This is a genomic window from Tenggerimyces flavus (assembly GCF_016907715.1).
In the GTDB taxonomy this organism is placed as follows: Bacteria; Actinomycetota; Actinomycetes; order Propionibacteriales; family Actinopolymorphaceae; genus Tenggerimyces; species Tenggerimyces flavus.
In genome coordinates this window covers 3,555,980-3,580,197 of the sequence record NZ_JAFBCM010000001.1, presented here as the reverse complement: position 1 = coordinate 3,580,197, position 24,218 = coordinate 3,555,980, and the positions used below count along the sequence as shown (strand labels likewise).

Sequence of the window (24,218 nt, the reverse complement as noted above, 5' to 3'; positions counted from 1 at the left end):
AGGGGGATCGGGGCGAATGTGAGACGTTTCACAAGCGCGACAGGTGTCCGATCCGCCGGGCCGCCGATCGTCTCCCTCCTGAGGACCGACCAAAGGAGGAGACTGACCCGCATGAAGTACGTGCTGATGTTCATCGAGACCGAGAAGTTCGCCCAGGACTTCGAGGCCATGACGCCGCAGGAGAAGGCCGAGTCGCTCGGGCGGGTCACGAACTGGCTCACCGAGCACGCCAGCAAGCTCCGCGGCGGGAGCAGGTTGCAACATCCCGACACGGCGACCACGGTCCGGCTCGACGGCTCCGAGCCGTTCGTGACCGACGGCCCGTTCGTCGAGGGCAAGGAGGTCATCAGCGGCTTCCAGGAGATCGAGGTCGAGGACCTCGACGAGGCGTTGCGGATGGTACGTACGTGGCCGGGCTGCCCGATCGTCGAGATCCGCCCGGCGATGTTCTGACCGTGACGGGAACGGTCACCGACGAGCTCGCCCGTGCCGTACGGGATCACGCGGGCCGGCTGGCCGCGTCGCTCGTCTCGATGCTCGGCGACTTCTCCGCCGCCGAGGATCTCGTCCAGGACGCGGTCGAAACCGCCTTGCACCGTTGGCCGATCGACGGCATCCCCGACCGGCCCGACGCGTGGCTGTTCACCGTCGCCCGCCGCCGCGGCCTGGACCAGCTGCGCCGGCAGCAGAACTACCGGCAGAAACTCGCGCAGCTGACGTGGCCCACCCCTCCCCCGCCGGACGAGCGGCTGCGGCTGATCTTCACCTGCTGCCATCCCGCGCTCGCCAAGCAGGCCCAGATCGCCCTGACCCTGCGCGTGGTCTGCGGCCTCACCACCGCGCAGATCGCGGCCGCGTTCGTCGTCCCGGAGACCACGGTCGCGCGCCGCATCACCCGCGCCAAGACGAAGATCACGAACGCCGCCATCCCGTACCGCATCCCACCCGATGCCGAGATTCCCGAACGCCTGAACGAGATTCTCGCCGTCATCTACCTCCTCTTCAACGAGGGCTACCTGTCCAGCACGGCCGAAAGAGCGCATTCGCGCGATCTCGTCGACGACGCCGAGTGGCTCACCGCGATGCTCGCCGGGCTGCTGCCGAACGAGCCCGAGGTCGCCGGTCTGCTCGCGCTGATCAGGCTGCACCGAGCCCGTACGTCGGCCCGCTTCACCGCCGACGGACAGCTCGTCCTGCTCGAGCACCAGGACCGCGCCAGGTGGGACCGCGCGGCGATCGACGACGCGATTCGCCTGCTCACCAAGGCGGCGAGGCGCCACCACCAGCCCGGCCCGTACCAGCTCCAGGCCGCCATCGCCGCCTGCCATGCGGAAGCCACGAGCTGGGCCGACACCGACTGGGCGCAGATCGTCGTCCTCTACGACGTCCTGCTCGCCGTCCAGCCGTCACCCGTGACGCGCCTGCATCGCGCGATCGCGGTGAAGTACGCGCACGGCCGCCAGCAGGCGTTCGCCGAGCTCGAGAAGCTCGAAGAGGCCCTCGACCGCTACCCGCTCTTCCACGCGACGAAGGCCCAGCTGCTCAGGGAGTTCGACCGCCTAGAGGAGGCCAAGGAAGCGGACGCACGAGCGCTCGAACTCACCCACAACCCCGCCCAGCAGGACCTCCTGCAGGAACGCCTAGCCTCGGGAGTTCGCGATGGGTTGGGTGGCCGGTGATCGCCTCACACGGCCAGTGGCCCCTCTACCTGGCGTACACCCCACGTAAAGGGGGGCGAGGTCAACCGGTCGAAGCAACGGTCAGGCTGCTGCCGGGTTGGCGAGCAGTTCGTTGAGGGCTTGGGCTGGGGTTCGTAGGTTGAGTGTAGGGCGGGGTCGTTGGTTGAGGGTGGCGGCGATGCGTTGGAGGTCGGTGGCGGTGTGGACCGACAGGTCGGTGCCCTTGGCGAACCAGTGCCGCAGGAGCCGGTTGGTGTTCTCGTTGGTGCCGCGTTGCCAGGGTGAGTGGGGGTCGCAGAAGTAGACGGTGGTGGCCAGCTCGAGTTGGATCTGTTCGTAGTTGGCCAGTTCGACGCCGCGGTCCCAGGTGATGGAGCGGCGTAGGTGGTCGGGCAGGTTGCGCATCTGGGCGATCATCGCGGCCGCTACCGTCTGAGCGTCGTGCCGGTGGGGCAGGTGCAGCAGGATGGTGAACCGGGTGGTGCGTTCGACCAGGGTGCCGATCGCTGATCCGCAGCCGGTGCCCAGGATCAGGTCGCCTTCCCAGTGGCCGGGCACCGCGCGGTCGTCGACCTCGGGTGGGCGCTGACTGATCGTGAACGCTTCGGCGTAGCGGGTGGAGCCTTGCCGCGGGGTGTCCCGCGACGTGCGGTGGCGCCGTTTCAGACTGAGCTGTTTGTGCAGGTCGGCGCGTAGCTGGCCGCGGGTTTGCACATACAGGGCTTGGTAGATCGTCTCGTGGGACACCCGATCCATACTCCTGTCCATACTCCTGTCCATACTCCCGCCCGGGTTGATGTGTGGATGGTCTTTCGCGAGGACCTCGGCGATCAGTTTCGGGGACCAGCCCTGGTCCATCCAGGCCTCGATCCGCCGACACAGGGCCGGGTTGTCCACCAGCTTGAACGCCTTCGGACGGTGCCGTCGCTCATGCGCGGACCGGTGCGCGACCGGCCCCCAGTAAGAGCCGTCCGGGCCGGTGTTGCGGGCCACCTCCCGGCAGACCACCGACTTGTCCCGCCCGACCAGACCAGCGATCTGGGCGTAGGACAACCCCGCCCGCAGCCCGGCCGCGATCACCGACCGATCCTCACTGCTCAACGACCGCCGCTGCCGCTTCGGGCCGGCCGGCCCGTGCGCGCCCGGCACCGGCCGCGGCGCCGTCCCGGGCAGCCCTCCACACCTGCCGATCTGAATCGCTGGCTCCATGAGACCCGAGGCTCGCCACCACAGCCCCGCCGACGACACCGACACGCCGACCGCGGCAGCAGCAACCTGAAGCGGCACCCCCGAACACACCAGAGCGAAAAACTCCTCCCGATCCACATACGGCACATGCCTCTTCGGCATCAACAACACCACCTGTCAAGGTCGGCGTTGCTTCGACCGGCTGAATCCGCCGGGCCAATGATCATGTAACATGATCATTAGCCCCGGGCCGGACCGGGTCGAACCAGGCGCCGGACGAACGACTCGCGGCTAGCGCTGTAGGCCGCGCAGCGGAACGGCGGCCTTGAGCAGCATCTCCGCGTACTCCTCTTCCGGGTCCGAGTCGAGCACGATCGCGCCACCGGCGCCGGCGGTGAGCTGACCGCGATGGATGACCGCCGTACGGATCACCACCGACAGATCCGCCTGCCCCGCATGGCCAAAGTAGCCCAGCGCACCGGAGTAGATGCCGCGTGCCCGCGTCTCCAAACCGTCGAGCAGCTGCATCGTGCGGACCTTCGGCGCGCCGGTCATCGACCCCGGCGGGAAGCACGCCGCCGCCGCGTCCACCGCCGACACACCCGACCGCAGCTGCCCGCGCACGGTCGACACGAGCTGGTGCACGGTCGCGTACGACTCCACCGCGAGGAAGTCCGGAACCGAGATCGACCCCGGCTCGCACACCCGCCCCAGGTCGTTGCGCAGCAGGTCGACGATCATCAGGTTCTCCGCGCGCGTCTTCGGGCTCGACCGCAGCGTCTTCGCGAACGACCCGTCGGCGTCCGGGTCCGGTGAACGCGGCGCAGTCCCCTTGATTGGGCGCGATTCGGCAACACCAGAAGGCGAAACAGCGAGGAACCGTTCCGGCGACGACGACAGCACGTGCAGGTCGCTGAACCGCAGGTACGCCGAGTACGGCGACGGGTTCGCCCGCCGCTGCCGGCAGTACGTCGCGAACGGATCGCCCGCGAACGGCAGCTCCACCGTGTTCGTCAGGCAGATCTCGTAGCTCTCGCCGCGCCGCAGGTACTCCAGGCACGCCTCGATGTCGCGCAGGTACGTCGACCGCGGCCGCACCAGGTGCGGCTCGGGATCCACGCCCCCACCCACCACCGGCTCCAAACCGCCAGCGTCGGGCAGCGAAGACACGAACGTGGCGGCGAAGTCCACCCAGTCGTCGGCGGTCGAGACCACCCAGGTCTGCCGCAAGAGGTGGTCGACGACGAAGCACCGCGACGGCGCGATGAACACCGCGTCCGGCAACGGAGACCGGTGCACGGAGCGAGCGCCGTCGGAAGCCTCGAGCTCGTAGCCGAAGTACCCGACGTACCCGAGCGCCAGCTCCGGCGGCAGGTCGCCGAACGACGCCGGCTCGGCCAGCCGCGAGGCGAGCCGCGACAGGAACGGCGAGCCCTGCGGCGCGAACAGCACCTCGTCCCCGGCGCCGGCGAACGAGTACCGCCCGTCCCGCGAGCTGTCCAACCAGAACGCGTACGGCGAGCCACCGAACAGGGCGGCGAACGCGGCTTCGCTGTCGACCTGGCGGTCGACCATGCGGAACGACAACGCAGTCAGCTGAACACCCGTCCCAACTCCGCCCGCGTGCGTACGCCGAGCTTGCGATAGATATGCGTCACGTGCGCCTCGACGGTACGCGGGCTCATGTACAGCTCGGTCGCGACCTCCCGGTTCGTCCGCCCGGTCGCGATCAGCTCCGCCACCCGGCGCTCGGTCGGCGTCAGCTCGGTGCCGACCGAGCGGCGCCGGCCCAGCCGTTCGAGCTCGGCCTTCGCGACCGTCGACCACACCGACGCCCCGAGTGCGGTGAAGATCGACAGCGCCTCCTCCAGCGACTCCGCCGCGGCACCCGTACGACGGGCACGGCGCTGCAGCCGGCCGCGCTCCAGCAGCGTGCGGGCGCGGTCGTACCTACGCCACGTGAGCCCCTCAGTCAGCACGACGTCGGACGCGGCGAGCGCCCCGTCGAGGTCGCCTCGCGCCGCGAGCAGCAACCCCCGGCCGCGGGACAGCGCGGCGGCGAGGAACGGCCGCGGGATCCGTCGGTGCCGCACCTCGATCGCGTCCAACAGCGCGGCGGCCTCGTCCAGCGCACCGACCTCGACCAGCGCCGACGCGCGTTCCTGCGAGGGGTCCAGCCGCACCAACGGTTCGATCGTGCCGATCTGCTCGTAGTGGTCGGCCGCCCGGCCGGTGAGCGCGACGACCTCCGCCGAGTCGCCCTCCGCCGCGGCGATCGAGGTGAGCACCGACAGCCAGACGATCGCGTCGACCCGGTTGCCCTTCGACTCGGCCCGATCCAGCCCTGCCGAGGACGTCGTACGCGCCGCGGCATGGTCACCGCTGTGAGCGAGCACCTGCGCGCGGATCGCGGCCGCCCGGTCCACCGAGCCCGAGCCGGACAGCCGGGCCGCCGCCCGTGCCTCGTCCGCCATCCGCATCGCGGCCGGCCAGTCGTCGGCGACGAGCTCGACCTCGGCGAGCCGGGCGAGCATGCCGGCCTCGCTGGACAGGTCGCCGCGTGCCCGATCGCGGGCGATCATCGTCGCGAACCGGTCCCGCGCGGCGTCCCACTGGTCGAGCGCGAGGTACCAGACTCCGGGCACCGTGCTCTGGTCCGGCGAGCCGATCGGGTCCTCGAGCTCGATCGCCCGCTCGATCAGCTCGACGCGCGGCGGCTGGCCGAGCAGCACCTCGGTGTGGAACAGGTTGCACAGCGCCGCGGCGTAGAGCTCGTGGGCGTCGGTACGTTCCAACGCCTCCACCGCCTTCGCCGCGTGCTCGGCCGAACGGTGCCGGTCGGTGTTGTAGAACACCGACAACCGGCCGTGGATCTGGCCGAGCAGCGCGTCGTCGCCGACCGCGTACGGCAACGCCTCGGCGGTGATCGAACGGGCGGCCTCCGACGGCTCCTGCAGCCAGGCGATCGTGCCGTCGCGGAGCAGCGCGCGAGCCTTCTCCGGGCCGTCCGGCAGCCGCGGGATGATCGCCTCGAGCTCCGCCGACGAGCCGGAGAGGTCACCCGCCTCGTACAGCGCGACCGCGAGCTCGTGCGCGCGGCGCACGTGACCGGACTCGTCCGCGTCGGGCGTACGGGCGAGCGCGAGGCGGAGCAGCTCGGCCACGTTGGCGGCGGCGCCGCCTCGTTCGACGACCTGCCTCGCCGCGGTATCCAGCGCCTCCGCGACCTCCGCCGAGGACCCGAGCGTGGCGAGGGCGAGATGCCGGGCCCGCGCCTCCGGCTCGGACTCGACGGCGGCCAGCCGGCTGTGGATCTCGCGCCGCTGGATCGGCGGCGTGCGGTCGAGCACGACGGACGCGAGCAGGGGGTGCGTGAACTCGACCCGGCCCTCGACGATCCGGACGACGCCCGCCTCCTGAGCGGACTCCAGCCGGGCCTGGACGCCGTCGCCGAGGACCTCCGTCAGCCGGCTCATGGTCGGGCGGGCGGCGGCCGCGACGGCGTACAACATCGGCAGCCCGGTGTCGCCGTGCTCGGCGGCGTCCACCTTGGACAGCCGGTCGGCGACGATCTCGATCAGCGAGCCGGGCACGGGGAGCGGATCGGAGCCGATCGACGCGGCGTCCGGCCCGAGCGCGCGCACCAGCTCGACCGCGTAGAGCGGGTTGCCGCCGGTCGCGGCGTGGATGCGGCGGAGCGCGGGACGGCCGAGGTGCACGCCGAGCCCGGCACGCAACGTCTCGTGCAGATCCGCCGGCCGCAGCGGCCCGAGCTCGAGCTGGCGGAACGTGTCGACCATCCGGTGCAGGTCCCAGACGGTCGGGTTCGGGGCGTCCAGGCGGCGGGCGATGAGCACGGCGACCGGACAGCCGGCGAGCCGGCGGACGGCGAACGCCAGCGCGGTCAGCGTGGACGCGTCCAGCCAGGACAGGTCGTCGATCGCGAGCAGCACGGGCTGCTGGCCGGCGAGGTGCCGCAGGACGGTCGAGGTCGCGTTCGCGATCGCCGCCGCGTCGACCGGGCCAGTCGCGTCGGCCTCGAGCATCGCGACCGCGAGCGCGTGCCGTTGCGCCTCGGACAGCGGGAACGAGGGAGCGGACAGCTCAGGGACCGACTCGAGCAGGTCGGCGAGGCCGGCGTACCCGTACCGCGCCTCAGCCGGAGCGCCGCGGCAGAACAGCACCCGGAACCCGCGCCGGGTCGCCTCGGCGACCGCGGCCTGGATGATCGCGGACTTGCCGATGCCGGGCTCGCCTTCGATCGCGAGACCCGCCGGCTCGTTCGCGGCAGCGTCGAGCAGCCAGCGCACGGCGGCGAGCTCCGCCTGACGGCCGAACAGCTGGTCCCCTGGCATTGCCCTACTTTCGCGTACCAAGCGTGCCCGACGCCTGCGATCCCTCCCCCATTCTCACTGGTCGGTGCCACCCGATAGCCACCGGATTACGCCGTGGTCACTGCATCACCGGGCCGAAACACCTGCTCGTGGCGGGGACGGTCGTCCCCTGAAGGTCCTTCTGACCTGCCGGCAGCGCGTAGCTCGGCGCCGACTGGAAGCCCGCGGCGGTCGGCTTCATCCGGCCCCAGAGGATCCGCGCCGAGGCCGAGAGCGCGGCCGCGCCGCTCGGGGTCCCGCGGACGGCCCGGTACGTGAACGTGTTCGGGTCGACCACCGAGTCGACGAAGAACGCGCCCTCCAGCCCGGACGTCGGAGCCGTCACTCCGGTGACGATCACCTTCCTGCCCTTGACGACCCCGTGCCCCGGGCAGGTCACGGTCGCGACGCCGTTCGCGACCGAGATCGCCGTGACGGCCGGCTCGAGGTACGCGTCCTGGCTGTCGGCACTGTTGACGTTGACCCTGTTGCCCGAGCCACCCCACGTGCCGGCGGTGTCGGCGATCAGGTTGCCTGCTGTCGACGCGTCGGCGAGCACCTGGGCGCTCGTGTAGCTGCGCTGCGCACCGGCATGCAGCTGCGTCACGAGCTTCTGCGTGGACGTCGCGCGTTGCGCCCAGTAGTTCAGCCCGAGCGCGTTGGGCACCAGGTCGTGCCAGTCGAGCGCGAACGTGTCCTGCAGCGGAGCGGTGTCCGCGTCCAGGCGGACGAGCTCGCTCTTGCCGAGGAGCGAGCACCCACGCAGCCCGGTCAGCCGAGCCCAGAGCAGCATCTGCAGACCGGTGAGGTTGGCCGTCGCCGGTGGGTCGTCGTCCAACGGAACGAGGAAGGTCGAGAAGCTCCGCGTGCCCGACGTGCCGTTGTACGCATACCAGGCGTCCCGCACCCGCCACACGCCGTTGAACTTCGCCGACGCGTTCGCCAGCCCGTCGAAGGCGAAGATCGCGCCCGGACCGAGGTAGATCTCCACGCCGTCCCACCGCACGGTGGCGAGCCGGTACTGCACGCCGCCCTCGGTGATGATCGTGCTCAGGTCGCAGGTGATCGCCGAACAGCTCGCCGCGAACGTCGAGTTGCCGCGGAAGTGCATCGACCGCACCGTGCTCGACATCGTCGAGGAGTGGAACGCGCAGTGGGTGAAGTCGTGGTCGCCGGAGATCGCGACGATCGGCAAGCCCTGCGCCGTTCCCGCGTCGTTGTAGAAGAAGTCGAACAGGAACGAGTGCGGCTGGCCGTTGAAGTGGCTGAGGACGACGCCCGTGCTCGACTGGTTCTTCGAGTACCACATCGTGCGTTCCGACGCGATCTTCGGACGCAGCTCCTGCACGTCCATCGTCTGCTTGGTCGTCAGCAGGTTGGAGACCGCGCATCCGGCGAACGCGATGTCGCGCGAGTTGCCCTGGATCGTGACGGTCGGGCCGCGGCGCGACGAGGGCGCGGTCGTGTCCTGCCAGATCCACGCGTTGGAGAACGTCACGCTGCCGCTCTTGATGTCGACGGCGTTCTCGAAGCCGCGGCTGATCCGCGTCGGCCCGGGGATCGACGAGGCCACCGTGATCTCGGAGTCCGGATGGACGTTTCCCCCAGCCTGGAAGGCGTCCTCGCCCGCGTAGTCGAACTCGCAGTCGACGAGCAATGCGTCCATGAGCTCCCAGCGGCCGCCGAGCAGGACGGTGTAGACGCTCGCCGGGTTGCCCGTCGCGAAGACGGACAACGTGGTCCCGTTGACGAACCAGTCCTCCGGGCCGGTGACCGCGCCGAGCGAGGACTGCGGCGGAACGTACCGGCGCGAGGGGAAGTCCAGCCAGTCGCGGATCAGGTGGTTGCCGGCCGGCGAGCCGAGCCCGGCGAGCGACCGCGACCAGACGTTGCCCCCGGACGTCGTCCAGTCGGAGGTCGTGCCGAGCACGGTCGTGGATCCCGAACCAGCGAAGAGGATTCCGTGCTCGCCGTTGGTGAGAGCGGAGCCGGAGTCGAGTCCGCGTACGCGGGTCAGCGTGTACGTGCCTTCGTAGCTCACCACGATGTTCGTGCTCGCGGAGAACTGCGCGGTGACGTCGGTGAGCGTGGCGTCGGCGACCAGCTGGACGTTGCGCCGGGCGCCGCGGACGACGAGGTTGCTGACCCTGCAGCCGGCCGCGACGCCGACGCCGCGTGGGTCGTCGGCAGCGGCCATCCGCAGGCCGATGTCGTTCGTCGCGCCGAGTGCCTGCGGGACGTACTGCAGCGACGTGTAGTGCGAGGTCGGATTCTGGGTGGCGTAGACGGAGAGCGTGTTCGTCGTGCGCTGGAAGAACCAGTCGCCGGGCGCGAGGACCGACGCGGCGTCGGGCTTGATGTAGTTGCCGGCGCTCCCGTTGAGGACGAGCAGGAAGCCGTTCCACCCACCGGACGGCGCGGGCAACGTGCGGAACCACCGGTTGGCGGTGCCGTCGCGGGTCCAGTTCGTGGCGACGCCGAGCGCGTCGGCCAGCAGGTCGATCATCGGGTCGGTCCCGGTGCCGTACGCCTGGACCGTCGTCCCGCCGGCCTTGCCGGTCAGGTTGAGTGGGGTGCGGAACACGCTGCCCCGCTTGAGGTTCAGGGTGTCTCCGGCCGCCATGACCGAGACGGCCTTGGGGAGCGTTTCGAACGGTGTCGCGGTGCTCGTGCCCGCGTTGCCATCGTTGCCGGCGACGCTGTCCACGAAGTACGAGACGGCCGCCGCGGCGATCCGTGGCACTCCCAGGACTGCCAGCCCCACGCCACCGCCGATGACCGCACGACGCGATACGCCCATGCCCCACCCCTTTGCTCTAGTTCACAGGAAATCCTTGTCGTGCCAGTGGTTCCGCCAGCGCTGGTCGATGTCGTCGTCGGCCCGCTGGTAACGAATGTCGGTCGACAGCCGCATCACGCCGTCGCTGGCCTGGTTGTCGAGGGAGGCGTGCACGAGGTACGGCGTGTGGATCACCACGTCACCGGCCGCGTAGTCCGCGATCAGCCAGCGCGCGTCGTGCTGGTCAGCGAGCAGCGGGAGGTCGGCCGTGATCGAGGCGGCGGGCCGGCGCTCCTCGCGGGGCGTGGCCTCCTCCTCGGCGCGCGTACGGTGGTGGCTGCCCTCGAGATAGATCAGCCCGCCGCGCTCGGGCGTGCAGTCGCCGAGCGGGATCCACGACGTCAGCACGTGGTCGGTGCCCTCGCGGAGGTAGAGCAGGTCGTAGTGCGCCTGCGTGGCCGAGCCGACACCCTTCTCGCGCGGCCGCAGGTGCCGGATGATCTTCCGCTTGTGCAGGTACGTGGGGCCGCCGAGGAACCACTCGTACCAGCCGCGGATCGCCGGCTGCGTACAGAACGCGTCGTACTCCGGTCCGGGCACGATCTCGCCGTACAGCAGGTGCCGCAGCTTCCCGTGGTCCACGTCCTCGGGCTCGCCGACGATGCCGAGCTCGGGGTTGGTCCCCGCGCGGACAAGGCCGCACGCGGTGAGCATGCCGAAGTAGTAGCGGCGGAAGGACTGCACGACCTCGCGGTCCAGGACGCCCTTGAGGTAGAGGTAGCCGTGATCGATCAGTCGTTGCCGCAACGCGGATCGGTCGCGCAGGTCGCGCTCTGGGACCGGTTCCAGCTCGCCGATCCGGTCGGGGCGTGCGGACAGCTCGTACCCGTTCGAGGTCAACATGTCGTCACCCTCCCGCCGGATTCGTCATGAGACCATGGACAAAACCGCGAACGAACGTGGACTTCTCGATGCAGGCTTCCTGGACCCGCTACCTCACCCCGGGTCCCCTCCACCGGCGCCTCGGGCTGGTGTGCCTCGGCGTTGGTACGGCCGCCGACAAGCACGCCGCGCTCGACGCCCGCACGCTCGACTGCTACGCGCTGGTCTACGTCTCCCGCGGCCGCGGTTGGCTGGAGTCGGGCGGGCGGCGCGCCACGTTCTCCGCGCCGGCACTGTTCTGGCTGCTGCCCGGCGTCGAGCACTCCTACGCGCCGGACAAGGCGGGCTGGAACGAGTGGTGGACGCTGTTCGACGGCGATGCCGCGCGGGCGTACGAGGACCTCGGCTACGTCCCACGCGACCGGCTGGTCACGACGGTCAGCGATCCGGACGGCCTGGAGCTCGCGTTCGCCGAGGTGGCGCGCGCGCTCCGCACGGACGCCGCGGACACCGACGTCGCCGCGGCCGCCGCGATGCACCAGCTCCTCGTCGCGTCCCGCCGGTGCGGCGAGCCGGAGACGCCGACGGACGCGCCGGTCCTCGCTGCTCTGCACCGGCACGCCTGCCGCCCGCTCACCATCGCGGCGCTCGCGAAGGAGCTGCGGGTCTCGGAGCCGGAGCTGCGCGAGGTCACCCGCCGCGCGGCCGGCTGTACGCCGAAGGAGTACGTCATGCGGGTGCGGCTCAGCCGCGCGAAGGAGCTGCTCGCCACCACCGAGCTGCCCGTCGCGGCCGTCGCGCTCCGCACGGGGTACGACGACCCGGGCTACTTCAGCCGGCTCTTCACCCGCCGCACCGGGATGCCGCCGGGCCGGTTTCGTCAACAGCAGCGTCATAGCAGCCCGTAGAGGCGGGCAGCGTTCCCGCCCGCGATCATCGCCAGCTCGGCCTCCGACGCCTGCGGGAGGACGCCCGCCAGCTCTTCGAACGGATCTGGATAGGGACCGGCGGCGAGAACGTGCGGGTAGTCCGTACCCCAGAGCAGCCGGCCAGCGCCGAACTCCGCGAGACAGGACTCGACCATCGGCCGCAGATCGGCGTGCGGCGGGCCTTGGGCAGACAGCCACGACAGCGCGGAGACCTTGACCGACACGTTCGGGCGAACGGCCAACGCCAGTAGGTCCGCTATGGCGGTCGTTCCCGGCTGGCACCGGCCGAGATGGTCGATCGCGATGCTCAGCCAGGGACGCCGCGCCGCGACCGTGGCGACGCCCGCCAGCTGATGCGGCTCGATCAACAGGCTCACCACGATCTCGAGGTCTTCGGCGGCCTTCCACATGGGTGCCGTGCGATCGTCGAAGAGCCAGTCCGCGTCGCCGTGGCCGAGGCCGACCAACCGGAGCCCGCGGTAGCCGTCCTCACGGCACCGGCGCCGCAGCTCCCCCGGCGCGTCCGGGCGCAGCGGATCGACGAGGCAGACGCCGGCGACGCGCTCCGGCTCGCTGGCGAGAACGTGGGCCAGGTAGGTGTGGTCGTGGCCGTAGCTCCTGGGCTGGATCAGCACAACCCGGTCGACGTGTGCCGTGTCGAGCCGGCCGAGCAGGTCGTCGACCGGCCGCGGCGTCTTCGGTGCTGACACTCCGTCGATGGGCGTGGGTGGGAACGTGGTGGTGTCGCCGGACCAGACGTGGGCGTGCGCGTCGACCACGATCGGTCCGCCGATCCGCCACGTCGGCCTCATCACGACTCCCGGCCCACCTGGTTGCGGTACCGCACCGAGACGCCGCCGTCGACGGAAAGCACGTGCCCGTTGACGAAAACCGCCGCTCGCGACACGAGGAAGGTGACCGCCGCGGCGACGTCCTCGGGCTGGCCCCACTCGCCGGACAGCGTGTCGACGGGCGCGGTGTTCGGTGCCGTACGGGCGAGGGCGATCGGTCCGGGCGCGACGGCGTTCACCCGGATGCCGCGCTGCGCGAGCTCGCCGGCCAGGCTGCGGGTCAGCATGATCAGCCCGGCCTTGCTCACCGAGTAGTGGATCGCTCCTCCGGTCGCGACCAGGCCCTGGACCGAAGCCACGTTGACGATCCGGCCGCCGCTCTCCATCCGGCGAGCCGCGGCCTGGGCGCAGACGAACGCGCCGGTGAGGTTGACGTCGAGCACCTGGCGCCAGTCCTCGACGGAGACGTCGAGCGCCGGTTGGCCGAACAGGTGGGCGAGCCGCGCGGTGATCGCGGCGTTGTTGACGAGCACGTCGAGCCGGCCGTACCGGTCGATCACCTCCGCGACGCCGGAACGTACCTGCGCCTCGTCGGTGACGTCGACCTTCAGCAGCGCGTCGTCGGGCGCCGGGCCGGTGTCGACGTCGAACACCGCGACCCGTGCGCCGGCCTCCTCCAAAGCCGTACGGATGGCGAGCCCGATGCCCTGGGCGCCGCCGGTCACGACGGCGACCTGTCGGTCCAGTTCCTTGCTCATCGCGTCCCCCTTCGTGCGAACAAGGCAGGAAGCCCACCCGTGTGGACGAAGACCGGTGTGCGGCCGTCCGGCACCTGTCCGGTGCGGATCATGCGGACGAGGCCGGTCATCCCCTTGCCCGTGTAGACCGGGTCGAGCAGCAGCGCGTCCGTCCGTGCGCACTGCGAGATGACGTGCCAGGTCTCCTCGCTGGCCGTGCCGTACGCTGGCGCACCCTCGTCGACGAGATCGAAGTCGGCAGCCGTCAACGGGCCCTTGACACCGATCAGCTCGGCAGCCTGTTCGGCCAGCTCGGTGAGCTGGTGCGGCAGTCGTTCGGCGTCGTCCTCGGCGAACGGCCGGCAGGAGACGCCGCGGACCTGCCAGTCTCGGCCGAGCAGCCGGGCTCCGAGCAGCAGCGCCGCCGTCACCGAGCCCTCCGACGTGGCGACGACCGTCGCCTTCTCGATCCCGAGCGCGTCCAGCTGGGCGGCGAGCTCGAGCGCACACCACAGGTACGCGGCGATGCCGAGCGCGTGCACCGACGAGTACAGGACGTACGGGCGACGGCCGGCGGCCTCCAGCTCCGCCGCGAGCTCGTCCATGAACGTCGACGCGGCGAACCGGTCGCGCATCTCCGGGTCCTTGTCGAGCCACCGGATCTCCGCACCGAGGAGCTCGGTGACGAGCCGGTTGCCGGTCGCGTCGCCAGCGGACTCCGTGCCGGTGCGCATGACGATGACAGGGTCAAGGCCCGCTCGCCTGGCCGCGGCCGCGCAGAGCCGGGCGTGGTTGGACTGCGCCGCTCCCCCACCGCCGACGAACACGTCGCAGCCCTGGGCGAGCGCGTCGCCGACGAAGTACTCGAGCATGCGGACCTTGTTGCCGCCGAACGCGAGCCCGGTGAGGTCGTCGCGTTTCACCAACAGGCGTGGCACGTTCAGCTCTCCGGCGAGCCTGGGCAGCTCCTCCAACGGCGTCGGCGTCGCCGCGAGCGGGAATCTCGGCAGCCGTTCGAGGGCGGCCGCCAGCTCCGGCGGCGTCAGCGTGGTCATCCGGTGACCGGCCCGAAGTGGCGGCCGGCGCGCGGCACCCGGTTGCCCTGCAGGTCGCGCTGGCCGGGCGCCAGGTCGTACGCCGGCGCCGAGTGGTAGGCCGCCGACGTCTGCTTCACCCGGCCCGTGACCGCCCGCGCTCCCGCGAGCGTCGCCGGCCCGTCCGGTGTGCCGCGGACCGCGCGATAGGTGAACGTGTCGGCGTCGATCACGCCGGCCACGAAGAACGCGCCCTCCAGACCCTTGGCCGGAGTCGCGACGCCGGTGACGATCACCTTGCCGCCACGCCGGAGCCCGTGCCCCGGACAGGTGACCGTCGCCGTTCCGTTCGACACGACGATCGCGGTGATCTCCGGCTCGTCGAACGCGTGCTGGCTGTCGGTCGGCGTCGCGTCGTACCTGTTCCGCGACCCGCCCCACTTGCCGGCGGTGTCGGCGACCAGGTTGCCCGGGACCGGTGCGTCGGCGACGACCTGCGCGCTGCTGTAGTGCCGCTGCACACCGTCGCGGACCGCGGTGACGAGGCGTTGCGTCGACGACGCCCGCTGCGCCCAGTAGTTCGCGTCGAGCGGCGCCGGAACGACCTCGTCCCAGTCGATCGGGAACGCCGCTCCGGGCGCGCCGAGGTCGGCGTCGATCCGGACGAGCTCGGTCTTGCCCGCGATCACGCACCCACGCAGGCGAAGCAGCCGCGCCCAGTACCGCATGGTCAGTCCGGTGAGGTCGGCGCTGGCCGGCGGTGCCGCGGAGACCGGCACGAGGAACGTCGAGAAGCTCCGCGTCCCGGACGTTCCGTTGTAGGCGTACCACGCGTCGCGTACCGACCAGACCCCGTTGAACGCCGCCGACTCCCCGGTCAGCCCGCCGAACAGGAACCGCGCGCCCGATCCGAGGTAGACCTCGCTTCCGTCCCACTGGATCGTCGCGACGTAGTGCCCCTCGACGACAACGGACGAGTCCACCGTCACGGCCTTGCAGTTCGCCGCGAGCGTGGAGTTGCCGCGGAACGACAGCCCGCGGACCGTGCCGTTCGTGCTCGAGGAGTGGAACGCGCAGTGCGTGAAGTCGTGGTCGCCGCTGATCGCGACGACCGGCAACCCCTGCGCCTCGCGAGAGTCGTTGTAGAACAGGTCGAACGCGTACCGGTGCCGCTGCCCGTTGTAGTGGCTCAGCACGACGCCGGTTGCCGCCTGATTCCGCGCGTACCACAGGGTCCGCTCGGACGTGATCCTCGGAACGAACTCCTGCACGTCCATCGTGCCCTTGGTCGGCAGCGCGCACGAGATCGCGCAACCGGCGTAGTCGACGTCGCGGGTGTGCCCCTGGATCGTGATCGTGGGTCCGAGCGCCGACGACGGTGCCGGGCTGTCGTGCCAGATCCAGCTGTCGGTGAACGACACGTTCGCGCTCTTGAGGTCGACGGCGTTCTCGAAGCCGCGGCTGATCCTGCTCCGCACGACGTCGATGCGCGAGGTGGGATGGGTGTTTCCGCCTACCTGGAAGGCGTCCTCGCCCGCGTGGTCGAGCTCGCAGTCGGTCAGCGTGACGCGCATGCGCTCGAACCGGCCGCCGAGCAGCACGGTGTACGTGGTCGCCGGGTTGCCTGTGGCGTACACCGAGAGCTGGTCGCCGGCCACGTGCCAGTGCTCAGGCCCGGTCACCTCGGCCAGCGTGCGGCGCGGCGACACGTACCTTCGTGAGGGAAAGTCCAGCCAGTCCCGCACGTTGTGGTTCCCGGCCGGCGACCCGAGTCCGCTCAGCGACCGCGACCAGGCGCCGTTCCCCTCGTCGGTCCAGTCGGCGACCGTGCCGCGGACGTTCGTCGAGCCGTTGCCCGCGACCAGCAGGCAGTGCTCGCCGCTGAGCAGGCTCGATCCGGCGTCCAGCGCCTTGACGCGGGTGAGCCGGTACGTGCCCTCGTAGTTGAGCTGGATGTTCGTCGTCGCGGAGAACTGTGCGGTGACGTCGACCAGTGTGGCGTCGGCGCGGAGCTGGATGTTGCGGCGCGCTCCCTGGATCACGAGGTTCTTCACCGTGCAGCCCTTCGCGGCACTCGCGCCCCGCGGGTCGTCGGGCGGTCCCATCAGCAGGCCGATGTCGTTCCGCGCGCCGAGGTTCTGCGGAACGTACTGCAACGAGGCGTACGCCTCCGCCGGGTTCTGTTCGGCGTACACGGTGAGCGTGCTGGTGGCGGGGAGGAAGTGGTAGTCGCCCGGCGCGAGCACAAACGCTGTGGCGGGCTTGATGTAGTTGCCCGCTCTCCCGTCCAGGACCAGCAGGAAGCCGCTCCAGCCACCCGGCGGGACGGGGAGCGTCCGCGACCAGACGTTCGTGCCCGTCGCGGTCCAGTCCGCCGCGGCACCTAGGCAGGTCGCGAGCAGGTCGACGACGGGGTCCGGCCCGTTGCCGTACGCCTGCACGGTCGTGCCCGCCGCCCTGCCCGTGAGGTCGAGCGGTGTACGGAACACGCTGCCCCGCTTGAGGTTCAGCGTGTCGCCGTTCCTCAGCTCCGCGAGCGCACGGGTGAGCGTGGCGAACGCCCGGTCCTCGCGCGTGCCCCTGTTCGCGTCGTCGCCGTGCACGCTGTCGACGAAGTACGACCTTGTCATGCGCTGCTCGAGCCCGGCGACCGCCGCGAGGCCGACCGACCCCTGCAGGACCGTACGTCGCTTGATCCTCATGTTCGCCCTCCCACTGGTGAGTTCTGCCATCCGGACACCAGGGCTTCGACGGACTCTGCTCGCCCACTCCGCGTGGACGCGACGGCCTGCAGCATCATCGCGGTCGCGTACAGCCCGTCCCGGTAGCCCGTCGGTGGATCCGTGCCGTCGCGAAGAGCGCGCAGGAACGCACGGTTCTCCTCCAGGTAGCCCGTCTCGGAGCCGTGGAACACCTGGGCAGGGCGACCGAGCTCGGCGAACGTCAACGTCGTCAGCCGATCGGTCAACGTGACCGAGCGATCTCGCGCGAAGAGCTGCAGGAACATCTTGCCCACGACCGGCGGTCGGCTCGCGTCTCCTTGAACGAGGCTTGCCGAAACGCCGCCGTCGAAGCGGAACACCGCGGTCACGTTGTCGGTCACTCCGGACGGCTGGTAGTAGTTGCCCCCGACGGCGTAGACCTCCACCGGGTCCTGGCGCGCGAGGTGGCGCAGCAGGTCGGCGGAATGGCAACCCTGGCTGAGCACGTTCCCGCCGCCGCGAAGCGGGTCGTTCGTCCAGCTGTCCGGCGGCCACGGATTGTCCATCATCTGCATGGTGACGACGAGCGGCTCTGGCACGAGCTCCCTCGCCTTCTCGACCATGTCGAAGTAGCGCATCTTGAACGCCACCATGAACCGTTGCGTGCTGCGCTCCGCCGCGGCCGCGACGGCCTTGCAGTCCTCGAGGTTCAGGGCGAGCGGCTTCTCCACCAGCACGTGCTTGCCCGCGTCGAGCGCGCGGACGCACAACTCGGCGTGCGAGTCGTGCTGGGTGGCGACGTACACCACGTCGATCGACTCGTCGGCGAGGATCCGAGCCGAGTCGGCGGTGGCGTACTCCGCGCCGAACTCGTTCGCCAGCACCAACGCCTTGGCCCCGACCACGTCGCAGAACGCGACGACCCGCGCCCCGTCGAGCTTGGCGAGGCACTCGGCGTGGATCCTGCCGACCGCGCCGCAGCCGATGATGGCGACCCGAAACTCGTGCACGTCAGCCCTTCACGCTGCCCAGGTTGATGCCCTTGATGAAGTACCTCTGCAGGAACGGATAGACCGCGAGGACAGGCAACGCCGCAAGGAAGATCTGCGCGGCCTTGTACGTCCGGTTGGACACCTCTTGCAGCAGGTCCATCTCGTTCAGCGAACGGACACTGAGCGAGTCCTGCACGACCAGCGTCTGCAGGTAGCTCTGCAGCGGATAGTGCTCCGGTGAGTTCATGTAGATGATGCCGTCGAACCACGAGTTCCAGTGCGCGACGATCGTGAACAGCGTGATCGTCGCCAGCGCGGGCTTCGACAGCGGGAGGTAGATCCGCAGCAGCACGGTCCAGTGGCCGGCGCCGTCCACGAACGCCGCCTCCTCGAGCTCCTTCGGCAGGCTCCGGAAGAAGTTCAGCAGCAGGATGACGTTGAACACCGGAACGGCCTTGGGCAGGATCAGCGCCCAGATGCTGTCCAGCAGACCGGTGGCCTGGACGACCATGTACGTCGGCACGAGCCCGGCGGCGAACAGCATCGTGATCACGAAGAACCACACGTACGCCGTTCGCCCGCGCAGCACACCCGGCGCCTTCGAGAGCGGGTAGGCGACCAGGATCGTCAACACCATGTTGACAGTGACCCCGAGGACGACGCGTTCGATCGAGGTCCCGAACGAGCGGAGGAACTGCGGGTTGGTGAACGCGTACTCGTACGCCGCGGTCGTGAACTGCACCGGCCAGATCGTCACTCGTCCGGCGTCCGCTGCCGCGCTCGCGCTGAACGACAGCGCCAGCGTGTGCACCAACGGGAACAGGCAGAGCAACGCCAACGCGCCGAGGAAGAGGTAATTGAACACCACGAAGACGCGGCGGCTGTCGAGTAGTTTCATTCCCTCCCCCTAGAAGATCCGGTACTTCGCGAACCGGTAGGCCAGGTAGTACGAGGTGGAGATCAGCACCAGCGCGACCATGCTCTTGAACAGCCCCACTGCTGCGGCAGCGCTGTACTGGAAGTCGATCAGGCCCATGCGGTAGACGAACGTGTCGATGATGTCGCCGCTGTCGTAGACCTGCGGGCTGTACAGCACGAGCACCTGCTCGAAGCCCGCGTTGAGCACGTTGCCGAGGCTCAGCGTCGCCATCAGCACGATGACCGGCATCATCCCGGGCAGCGTGATGTGCCACGCCTGGCGCAGTTTCCCCGCCCCGTCCACCGACGCCACCTCGTACAGCGTCGGGTCGATCGTGACGATCGCGGCCAGGTAGACGACGGTGGTGAAGCCGAACTCCTTCCACGTGTCCGACCCGACCAGCGTGGCCGGGAACCACGAGTTGTCGCCGAGGAAGTAGATCGGCTCGACACCGAACAGCCCGAGGAACTGGTTCACGATCCCGAACGTGGGCGAGAGAATCTCGATCAGGACGCCGCCGAGGATCACCCAGGACAGGAAGTGCGGCAGGTAGATGATCGTCTGCACACCGCGCCGGAAGTACTTCTTGCCGACCTCGTTGATCAGCAGCGCCGTCGCGAGCGGAGCGATCAGCCCGGCCACAATCTTCATGCTCGCGATCGAGACCGTGTTCCAGACGACCTCCCAGGTGTCCGGCAGGCTGAGCACGAACCGGAAGTTCTCCAGGCCGACCCACTCCGAGTTCAGGAAGCCGAACGCGGGCAGGTAGTCCTGGAAGGCCATCACCGTGCCCAGGATCGGTCCGTACTCGTAGACGAGCACGACGAGGATTCCGGGCACGAGCATCAGATGGAGAGCCCGTGCGTTGGTGCGCCTCTTCCGGCGCCTCGGTGGTGTGGCGACCTGCTCCCCCGCCTCGGCGGGGGACTCGGTCACCGGCGAGCTCGTTGCTGTTCTCGCCACTCGTTGACCTCCCGCGTCACCTGGTCGCCACCGACGCTCTTCCACTCCTTGACGAACGTGTCGAACTCCGCGATCGGGCTGCCCTGGATCACCTTGGTGAACGTCTCTGCCTCGATCTTGTCAAGGCTCGCTTGACGACGCGACATCGTGGCCGTGGGTACGCCGAAGAAGCCGTCCGGCATGTAGAGATCCTGCTTGCGGTACAGGTCCTGCACCGCGCGCCCACTGTTCGGACCGTAGTAGCCGACCAGGCTGCGGTACTGGTAGCCGTCGATCTTCCCGCCGGTGAAGGCCGGCTTGAGGTAGTCGTACCAGAACCGCACCTCGGGCCGGTAGCTCGCGACGTCGGCCGACTTGCTGTCGAGCAGTTTGGTCAACGTGTTGTGCACATCGGTGTTCTTGTAGGCGCGGTACAGCGCGATCTTGTTGAGCGTCCAGAGGTTCGGTTCCTCGCCGTCGGAGATGAACGCGGCCTGCACCTCGTCGGAGGGCGTGAGGTAGAACGTGCTGACCCAGAAGTCCAGCATCTTCAACAGGGCTTCGGGATGCTCGGCGCCCTTGCGGACGACCCAGTACCCACGCACGTTGGGCTGGTCCACCTGCGCCTTGGCCGGCTCGCCGTCCATCGACAGGACCGGGAGCGCGACGACCTCGGCCTTCGGGTTGTTGGTCTTCAGGATGTCGGTGCCGTTCGGTCCGGAGCCTCGGCCCTGGATGAGGCCGACCTTGCCGTTCGCCCAGTCCTCGAAGACCTGTTCCTCGGTACGGGTCCCGAACTCCGGATGGATCTGCTTCGCCTTGTACATCCGCTGGAGCTGCTCCAGCGCGGCTCGCATCTCCGGCTGCACGCTGCTGTACGCGAGCTTGCCGTCCTTCTCGATCCAGAGGCCGCGGTACGCGTGGTAGCCGTTGAAGAACGCCTGCAGGTAGCCGAGGTCCTGGTTCGGACTCGGGCCGACGGCGAGCCCGTACGTGCCGTTCGACGTGAACGCCGCACAGGCGTCGAGCAGCTCCCGCATGGTCTTCGGTACGCCCAGGCCGGCCTTGTCCAGCAGGTCCTTGCGGATGAACCAGTGCGGCGCGGTCTCGTTCTGCTCCACGAACGGGATCGCCATCAGCTTGCCGCCGTACACCGCGGACTCCAGCGCGGTCGGCCCGGCCTCGAGGATCGTCGCGCGCACCTGGTCGGTGGCGTGATCCTTGTAGGTCGCGGTGAGATCTGCGATGAGGTCCGCGCGGATCAGCTGGTCGAGCTGGCTCTGGCTGGCGAGGAAGAAGTCGGGGAGGTCGCCGGACCCAATCATCAGGTTCGTGCGCTGTTCCCACTGGGACTGGTCGACCGACCATTTGGTCTCGACGCTGATCCCGTACCTGCTCTCGTACGCACGCGTCCAGACGTTCTTCGCGAGCGTGTCCCCCTTCGGGTACTTCGTCACCGGCGACGTCTGCGCGACTGTTGTGAGCTTGATCGGCGGGTCGTACGCGCCCTCGGCTCGCGCGACCCACTGCTCGTAGCTCGTCTTCTGCTGCGCCGCTGGCACCTGGTCCAGGGACAGGTCCTTGATCGCGCCGTCCGGCCGCTCGAAGAACGCGGCGTCGAGACCGGCTCCCGCCTTGGTGGGCGCGGCCTTCGGACCGTTGCCGCACGCCGCCGCCAGCCACGGTGCGAGGCCGATCCCGGCGGCGACGGAGACGCCCTTCAGGAAGCCGCGCCGGCCGATGCGACCAGACCGTTCGCTGTCCTGCCCCATGTCACGTCCTCTCCTGGCACTGGGCTTGGAACGCTTCGTTGGAGTGAGTTCCGGTGATGAAACCGGTGGCGCGCAACCGGTTGCGGTGTCGCGGTTGCCCCAGACTAGGCCTGCGGTTACGCTTTGTCGAGAGGTGCTTGAAGATCAACAGGGGGAGGCGCGGTGCCGGAGAGCGAGGCGAGTCGTTCCGGGCGGGCGACGATGGACGACGTCGCGAAGCTGGCGGGCGTCTCCAAGAGCACCGTCTCGCGCATCATCGGCCGCAACGTCGGCGCGATCCAGATCAGCCCGCGCACGGTCGAGAAGGTGTGGGAGGCGGCGCGACAGCTCGACTACCAGCCGAACGCGGCCGCACGGGCGCTCGGCCGGCAGCGGACCGACACGATCGCGGTCGTCGTACCGTCCGGCAGCCCCGGCCACCACGAGCGCCGGTTCTCCAACCTGAAGATCTCCGAGGCGCTGAGCGGCATCGACCGCGCCACGTCCACCCGCGGCTACAACGTCATCCTGCAGATCACCGCGGGCGACCCGTTCGACGACCCGCGGCACCGGCAGGTCTGGGCCAGTGGCGCGGTGGACGGCATCTTGTGGTGCTGGGAGCCGCTGCGCGACGTCGAGCAGCTTCCGCTTCCGGTCGTCGCGGTGAACGCGGTCGCCGCCTCCGCGGGGCGCGGGGAGATCGGCGTGGTCAACACCGACGACCATCCCGGCTCGACGCTCGCGCTCCAGCACCTCGCGCGGCTCGGGCACACGCGCGTCGCGCACATCGCCGGGCCGGCGGACAACTGGAACGCGACCGAACGCCGGCGGGCCTACGACGACTTCTGCGCGGCCGCCGGATGGGAGCCCGTCGTCGAGTCCGGCGACGGGTTCGAGGACACCGGCATCTCCGCGATCGGGCGGCTGCTGTCCCGCGACGACCCGCCGACCGCGGTGTTCGTCGGCGGCGACCGGATGGCGATCGGCGTACTGGCGGAGGCACGTTCGCGCGGCGTCCGGGTTCCCGACGACCTCGCGGTGATCGGCGCGGACGGCATGGACTTCATCCGCTTCGCGACGCCGCGGCTGACGACGGTCGCGATGATGATGTACGAGGCAGCGCGCGACGCGGCGAACATGCTCATGGACCTGATCGAGGACCGGACGGCCGAGCCGCAGCAGCGGTTCGCGTCCACCCAGCTGATCGTGCTCGACTCCTGCGGCTTCCGCCGGACCTATCCGGAGCATCCCGAGGAGACCGTGGCACGCAACCCCGAGGAGCTCGACCTGCTGCACAAGCGTGCCGCCGAGGCCCACGAACGTGGCTGATCCCCTGTTGCTGCTCGCCGGCGTGCTCGTCGACGGGACGGGCGGACCTCCGCTGCGCGACGCGGCTGTCCTCGTCGCCGACGGGCGGATCGCGGCAGTAGGACCGCGCTCGGACGTGCCCGCGGCTGGCGCGGAGGTGCTCGACTTTCACGCGCACACCGTCATCCCCGGACTGATCGACGGGCACGTACATCTCGCGTGGGGACTGGCGAACGACCAAGCCTGGCAGGCGATCGCCGGCTCGACGGCGCAGTACTCCGCGTGGGCTCTCGCCGCGGTGCAAGCCGCGGTTGACGTTGGCGTGACGACCGTACGCGACTGCGGCGCGCCGGAGGGCGTGACGCTCGAGCTGCGGGACCTGGTCGCCACCGGCGTGGTGTTGGCGAGCCGCGTGCTCGCTGTGGGTCCGTGCCTGACCACGACGGGCGGGCACGGCGACTTCCTCGGCGTGACCGCCGACAGCGCGGACGAGCTGCGGCTCGCGATCCGGTCGCTCGCCGCCCGGCGTCCGGACGCGATCAAGGTCATGGCGACCGGCGGCTCGATGGACCCGCACACCAACCGCCGGCGCGCGCAGTACACCGTCGACGAGCTCCGCGCGGTGGTCGACGAAGCGGACCGTTTCGGTCTGCACGTCGTCGCACATGCCAACGCCACCGAGGGAATCCGCCGCTCGGTCGAGGCCGGCGTACGTACGATCGCGCACTGCAACTTCCTCGCCACCGCTGCCGGCCGGCTCGACGTGGATCCGGCCGTGGTGGCTTCGATGCTCGAGCAGGGGACGTACGTCGACCTCAACCTCGGGGCGGCGACGGCTCCGCTCACCCGGCGCGACGCGCGCGACCACGATCCGTCCGACGTACCGGCCGACCGGTGGGAGCTGCTCCGCGGTGCTGGCCTCGCCGACCGGGTCTACTTCAGCAGCGACGGCTTCGGGCCCGGCATCGCCGGCTTCCCTGCCCAGCTCGTGTCGGTCGGGCAGCACTGGCGACTGCCGGCGGAGGAGCTGGTGTGGCGGGTGACCGGGCTGGCCGCGGACGCGTTGGAGGTGAGCGACTCCTACGGTCGCCTCTCCCCCGGCCTCGCCGCCGACCTCGTCGTACTCGACGGCGATCTCACCGCGGATCTCGGCGCCCTGACGCGCGTGACGACAGTCCTCACAGCTGGACGGCGGGTTGGATGAAGGGCACC

The 24,218-nt window shown here is 70.0% G+C and carries 18 protein-coding genes; 5 read left to right on the top strand and 13 right to left on the bottom strand.

All coding sequences use genetic code 11. From position 1 onward, the window contains the following. Positions 1 to 111 precede the first annotated feature (111 nt). Positions 112 to 453, top strand: coding sequence for a YciI family protein (locus JOD67_RS16805; protein WP_205118538.1), 342 nt, complete (start codon positions 112 to 114; stop codon positions 451 to 453). A 2-nt stretch (positions 454 to 455) separates the two neighbouring features. Further along, positions 456 to 1,679 (top strand): RNA polymerase sigma factor, encoded by a 1,224-nt coding sequence (locus JOD67_RS16800; protein WP_205118537.1) that lies wholly within the window; start codon positions 456 to 458, stop codon positions 1,677 to 1,679. 81 nt (positions 1,680 to 1,760) lie between these two features. Here JOD67_RS16800 and JOD67_RS16795 read toward each other — a convergent pair whose 3' ends face one another. The 5 genes from JOD67_RS16795 to JOD67_RS16775 form a co-directional block, all read right to left on the bottom strand. Beyond that, entirely contained in the window at positions 1,761 to 3,029 is a 1,269-nt protein-coding gene (locus tag JOD67_RS16795) for an IS30 family transposase (protein WP_205118536.1), read from the bottom strand. Positions 3,030 to 3,158: 129 nt separating this feature from the next. Then, a complete protein-coding gene (gene pabB / locus JOD67_RS16790; RefSeq protein WP_239553886.1) occupies positions 3,159 to 4,454 on the bottom strand; it encodes an aminodeoxychorismate synthase component I in 1,296 nt (431 codons plus the stop codon). Positions 4,455 to 4,459: 5 nt separating this feature from the next. After that, positions 4,460 to 7,222: an ATP-binding protein gene (locus JOD67_RS16785; RefSeq protein WP_205118535.1), complete on the bottom strand. Its 2,763-nt coding sequence runs from the start codon at positions 7,220 to 7,222 to the stop codon at positions 4,460 to 4,462. Positions 7,223 to 7,319: 97 nt separating this feature from the next. Continuing rightward, on the bottom strand, positions 7,320 to 10,040 hold the full coding sequence (locus JOD67_RS16780; protein WP_205118534.1) for a hypothetical protein: 2,721 nt from the start codon (positions 10,038 to 10,040) through the stop codon (positions 7,320 to 7,322). Positions 10,041 to 10,061: 21 nt separating this feature from the next. Next, positions 10,062 to 10,922, bottom strand: coding sequence for a phytanoyl-CoA dioxygenase family protein (locus tag JOD67_RS16775; RefSeq protein ID WP_205118533.1), 861 nt, complete (start codon positions 10,920 to 10,922; stop codon positions 10,062 to 10,064). Between the two features lie 26 nt (positions 10,923 to 10,948). On the opposite strand from JOD67_RS16775, the gene JOD67_RS16770 reads away from it, so the two are divergent. Next, on the top strand, positions 10,949 to 11,809 hold the full coding sequence (locus tag JOD67_RS16770) for a helix-turn-helix transcriptional regulator (RefSeq protein ID WP_205118532.1): 861 nt from the start codon (positions 10,949 to 10,951) through the stop codon (positions 11,807 to 11,809). Here the strand turns inward: JOD67_RS16770 and JOD67_RS16765 are convergent. From JOD67_RS16765 to JOD67_RS16730, 8 genes are read right to left on the bottom strand one after another with little or no spacing between them, the layout of a single operon-like run. Beyond that, positions 11,794 to 12,642, bottom strand: a complete 849-nt coding sequence (locus JOD67_RS16765; protein WP_205118531.1) for an amidohydrolase family protein — start codon at positions 12,640 to 12,642, stop codon at positions 11,794 to 11,796. The genes JOD67_RS16770 and JOD67_RS16765 overlap by 16 nt on opposite strands. Next, on the bottom strand, positions 12,642 to 13,379 hold the full coding sequence (locus tag JOD67_RS16760) for an SDR family NAD(P)-dependent oxidoreductase (protein ID WP_205118530.1): 738 nt from the start codon (positions 13,377 to 13,379) through the stop codon (positions 12,642 to 12,644). Before JOD67_RS16760 ends, JOD67_RS16765 begins: the two co-directional genes overlap by 1 nt. Continuing rightward, positions 13,376 to 14,413: a pyridoxal-phosphate dependent enzyme gene (locus JOD67_RS16755; protein ID WP_205118529.1), complete on the bottom strand. Its 1,038-nt coding sequence runs from the start codon at positions 14,411 to 14,413 to the stop codon at positions 13,376 to 13,378. Before JOD67_RS16755 ends, JOD67_RS16760 begins: the two co-directional genes overlap by 4 nt. Continuing rightward, positions 14,410 to 17,094, bottom strand: a complete 2,685-nt coding sequence (locus JOD67_RS16750) for a hypothetical protein (RefSeq protein WP_205118528.1) — start codon at positions 17,092 to 17,094, stop codon at positions 14,410 to 14,412. The genes JOD67_RS16755 and JOD67_RS16750 overlap by 4 nt, the downstream gene beginning before the upstream one ends. Beyond that, positions 17,091 to 18,104, bottom strand: coding sequence for a Gfo/Idh/MocA family protein (locus JOD67_RS41930; protein WP_205118527.1), 1,014 nt, complete (start codon positions 18,102 to 18,104; stop codon positions 17,091 to 17,093). Before JOD67_RS41930 ends, JOD67_RS16750 begins: the two co-directional genes overlap by 4 nt. Before the next feature lies 1 nt (position 18,105). Next, positions 18,106 to 18,984: a carbohydrate ABC transporter permease gene (locus JOD67_RS16740; RefSeq protein ID WP_205118526.1), complete on the bottom strand. Its 879-nt coding sequence runs from the start codon at positions 18,982 to 18,984 to the stop codon at positions 18,106 to 18,108. A 9-nt stretch (positions 18,985 to 18,993) separates the two neighbouring features. After that, positions 18,994 to 19,941, bottom strand: a complete 948-nt coding sequence (locus JOD67_RS16735) for an ABC transporter permease (RefSeq protein WP_205118525.1) — start codon at positions 19,939 to 19,941, stop codon at positions 18,994 to 18,996. After that, a complete protein-coding gene (locus JOD67_RS16730; protein ID WP_205118524.1) occupies positions 19,938 to 21,719 on the bottom strand; it encodes an extracellular solute-binding protein in 1,782 nt (593 codons plus the stop codon). Before JOD67_RS16730 ends, JOD67_RS16735 begins: the two co-directional genes overlap by 4 nt. Before the next feature lie 162 nt (positions 21,720 to 21,881). On the opposite strand from JOD67_RS16730, the gene JOD67_RS16725 reads away from it, so the two are divergent. Together JOD67_RS16725 and JOD67_RS16720 are read left to right on the top strand one after the other, a co-directional pair. After that, entirely contained in the window at positions 21,882 to 23,027 is a 1,146-nt protein-coding gene (locus JOD67_RS16725) for a LacI family DNA-binding transcriptional regulator (RefSeq protein ID WP_205118523.1), read from the top strand. Next, positions 23,020 to 24,210 carry an amidohydrolase family protein gene (locus tag JOD67_RS16720; protein WP_205118522.1) on the top strand — a complete coding sequence of 397 codons (1,191 nt, stop codon included), beginning with the start codon at positions 23,020 to 23,022 and terminating at the stop codon, positions 24,208 to 24,210. The genes JOD67_RS16725 and JOD67_RS16720 overlap by 8 nt, the downstream gene beginning before the upstream one ends. Positions 24,211 to 24,218: the final 8 nt, after the last annotated feature.

What these genes read in the sequence shown, in the direction of transcription:
- JOD67_RS16805 (WP_205118538.1), top strand. Translation starts at nt 112, where the DNA reads ATGAAGTACGTGCTGATGTTCATCGAGACCGAGAAGTTCGCCCAGGAC.
- JOD67_RS16795 (WP_205118536.1), bottom strand. Translation starts at nt 3,029, where the DNA reads ATGCCGAAGAGGCATGTGCCGTATGTGGATCGGGAGGAGTTTTTCGCT.
- JOD67_RS16785 (WP_205118535.1), bottom strand. Translation starts at nt 7,222, where the DNA reads ATGCCAGGGGACCAGCTGTTCGGCCGTCAGGCGGAGCTCGCCGCCGTG.
- JOD67_RS16780 (WP_205118534.1), bottom strand. Translation starts at nt 10,040, where the DNA reads ATGGGCGTATCGCGTCGTGCGGTCATCGGCGGTGGCGTGGGGCTGGCA.
- JOD67_RS16775 (WP_205118533.1), bottom strand. Translation starts at nt 10,922, where the DNA reads ATGTTGACCTCGAACGGGTACGAGCTGTCCGCACGCCCCGACCGGATC.
- JOD67_RS16770 (WP_205118532.1), top strand. Translation starts at nt 10,949, where the DNA reads ATGAGACCATGGACAAAACCGCGAACGAACGTGGACTTCTCGATGCAG.
- JOD67_RS16765 (WP_205118531.1), bottom strand. Translation starts at nt 12,642, where the DNA reads ATGAGGCCGACGTGGCGGATCGGCGGACCGATCGTGGTCGACGCGCAC.
- JOD67_RS16760 (WP_205118530.1), bottom strand. Translation starts at nt 13,379, where the DNA reads ATGAGCAAGGAACTGGACCGACAGGTCGCCGTCGTGACCGGCGGCGCC.
- JOD67_RS16755 (WP_205118529.1), bottom strand. Translation starts at nt 14,413, where the DNA reads ATGACCACGCTGACGCCGCCGGAGCTGGCGGCCGCCCTCGAACGGCTG.
- JOD67_RS16750 (WP_205118528.1), bottom strand. Translation starts at nt 17,094, where the DNA reads ATGAGGATCAAGCGACGTACGGTCCTGCAGGGGTCGGTCGGCCTCGCG.
- JOD67_RS16740 (WP_205118526.1), bottom strand. Translation starts at nt 18,984, where the DNA reads ATGAAACTACTCGACAGCCGCCGCGTCTTCGTGGTGTTCAATTACCTC.
- JOD67_RS16730 (WP_205118524.1), bottom strand. Translation starts at nt 21,719, where the DNA reads ATGGGGCAGGACAGCGAACGGTCTGGTCGCATCGGCCGGCGCGGCTTC.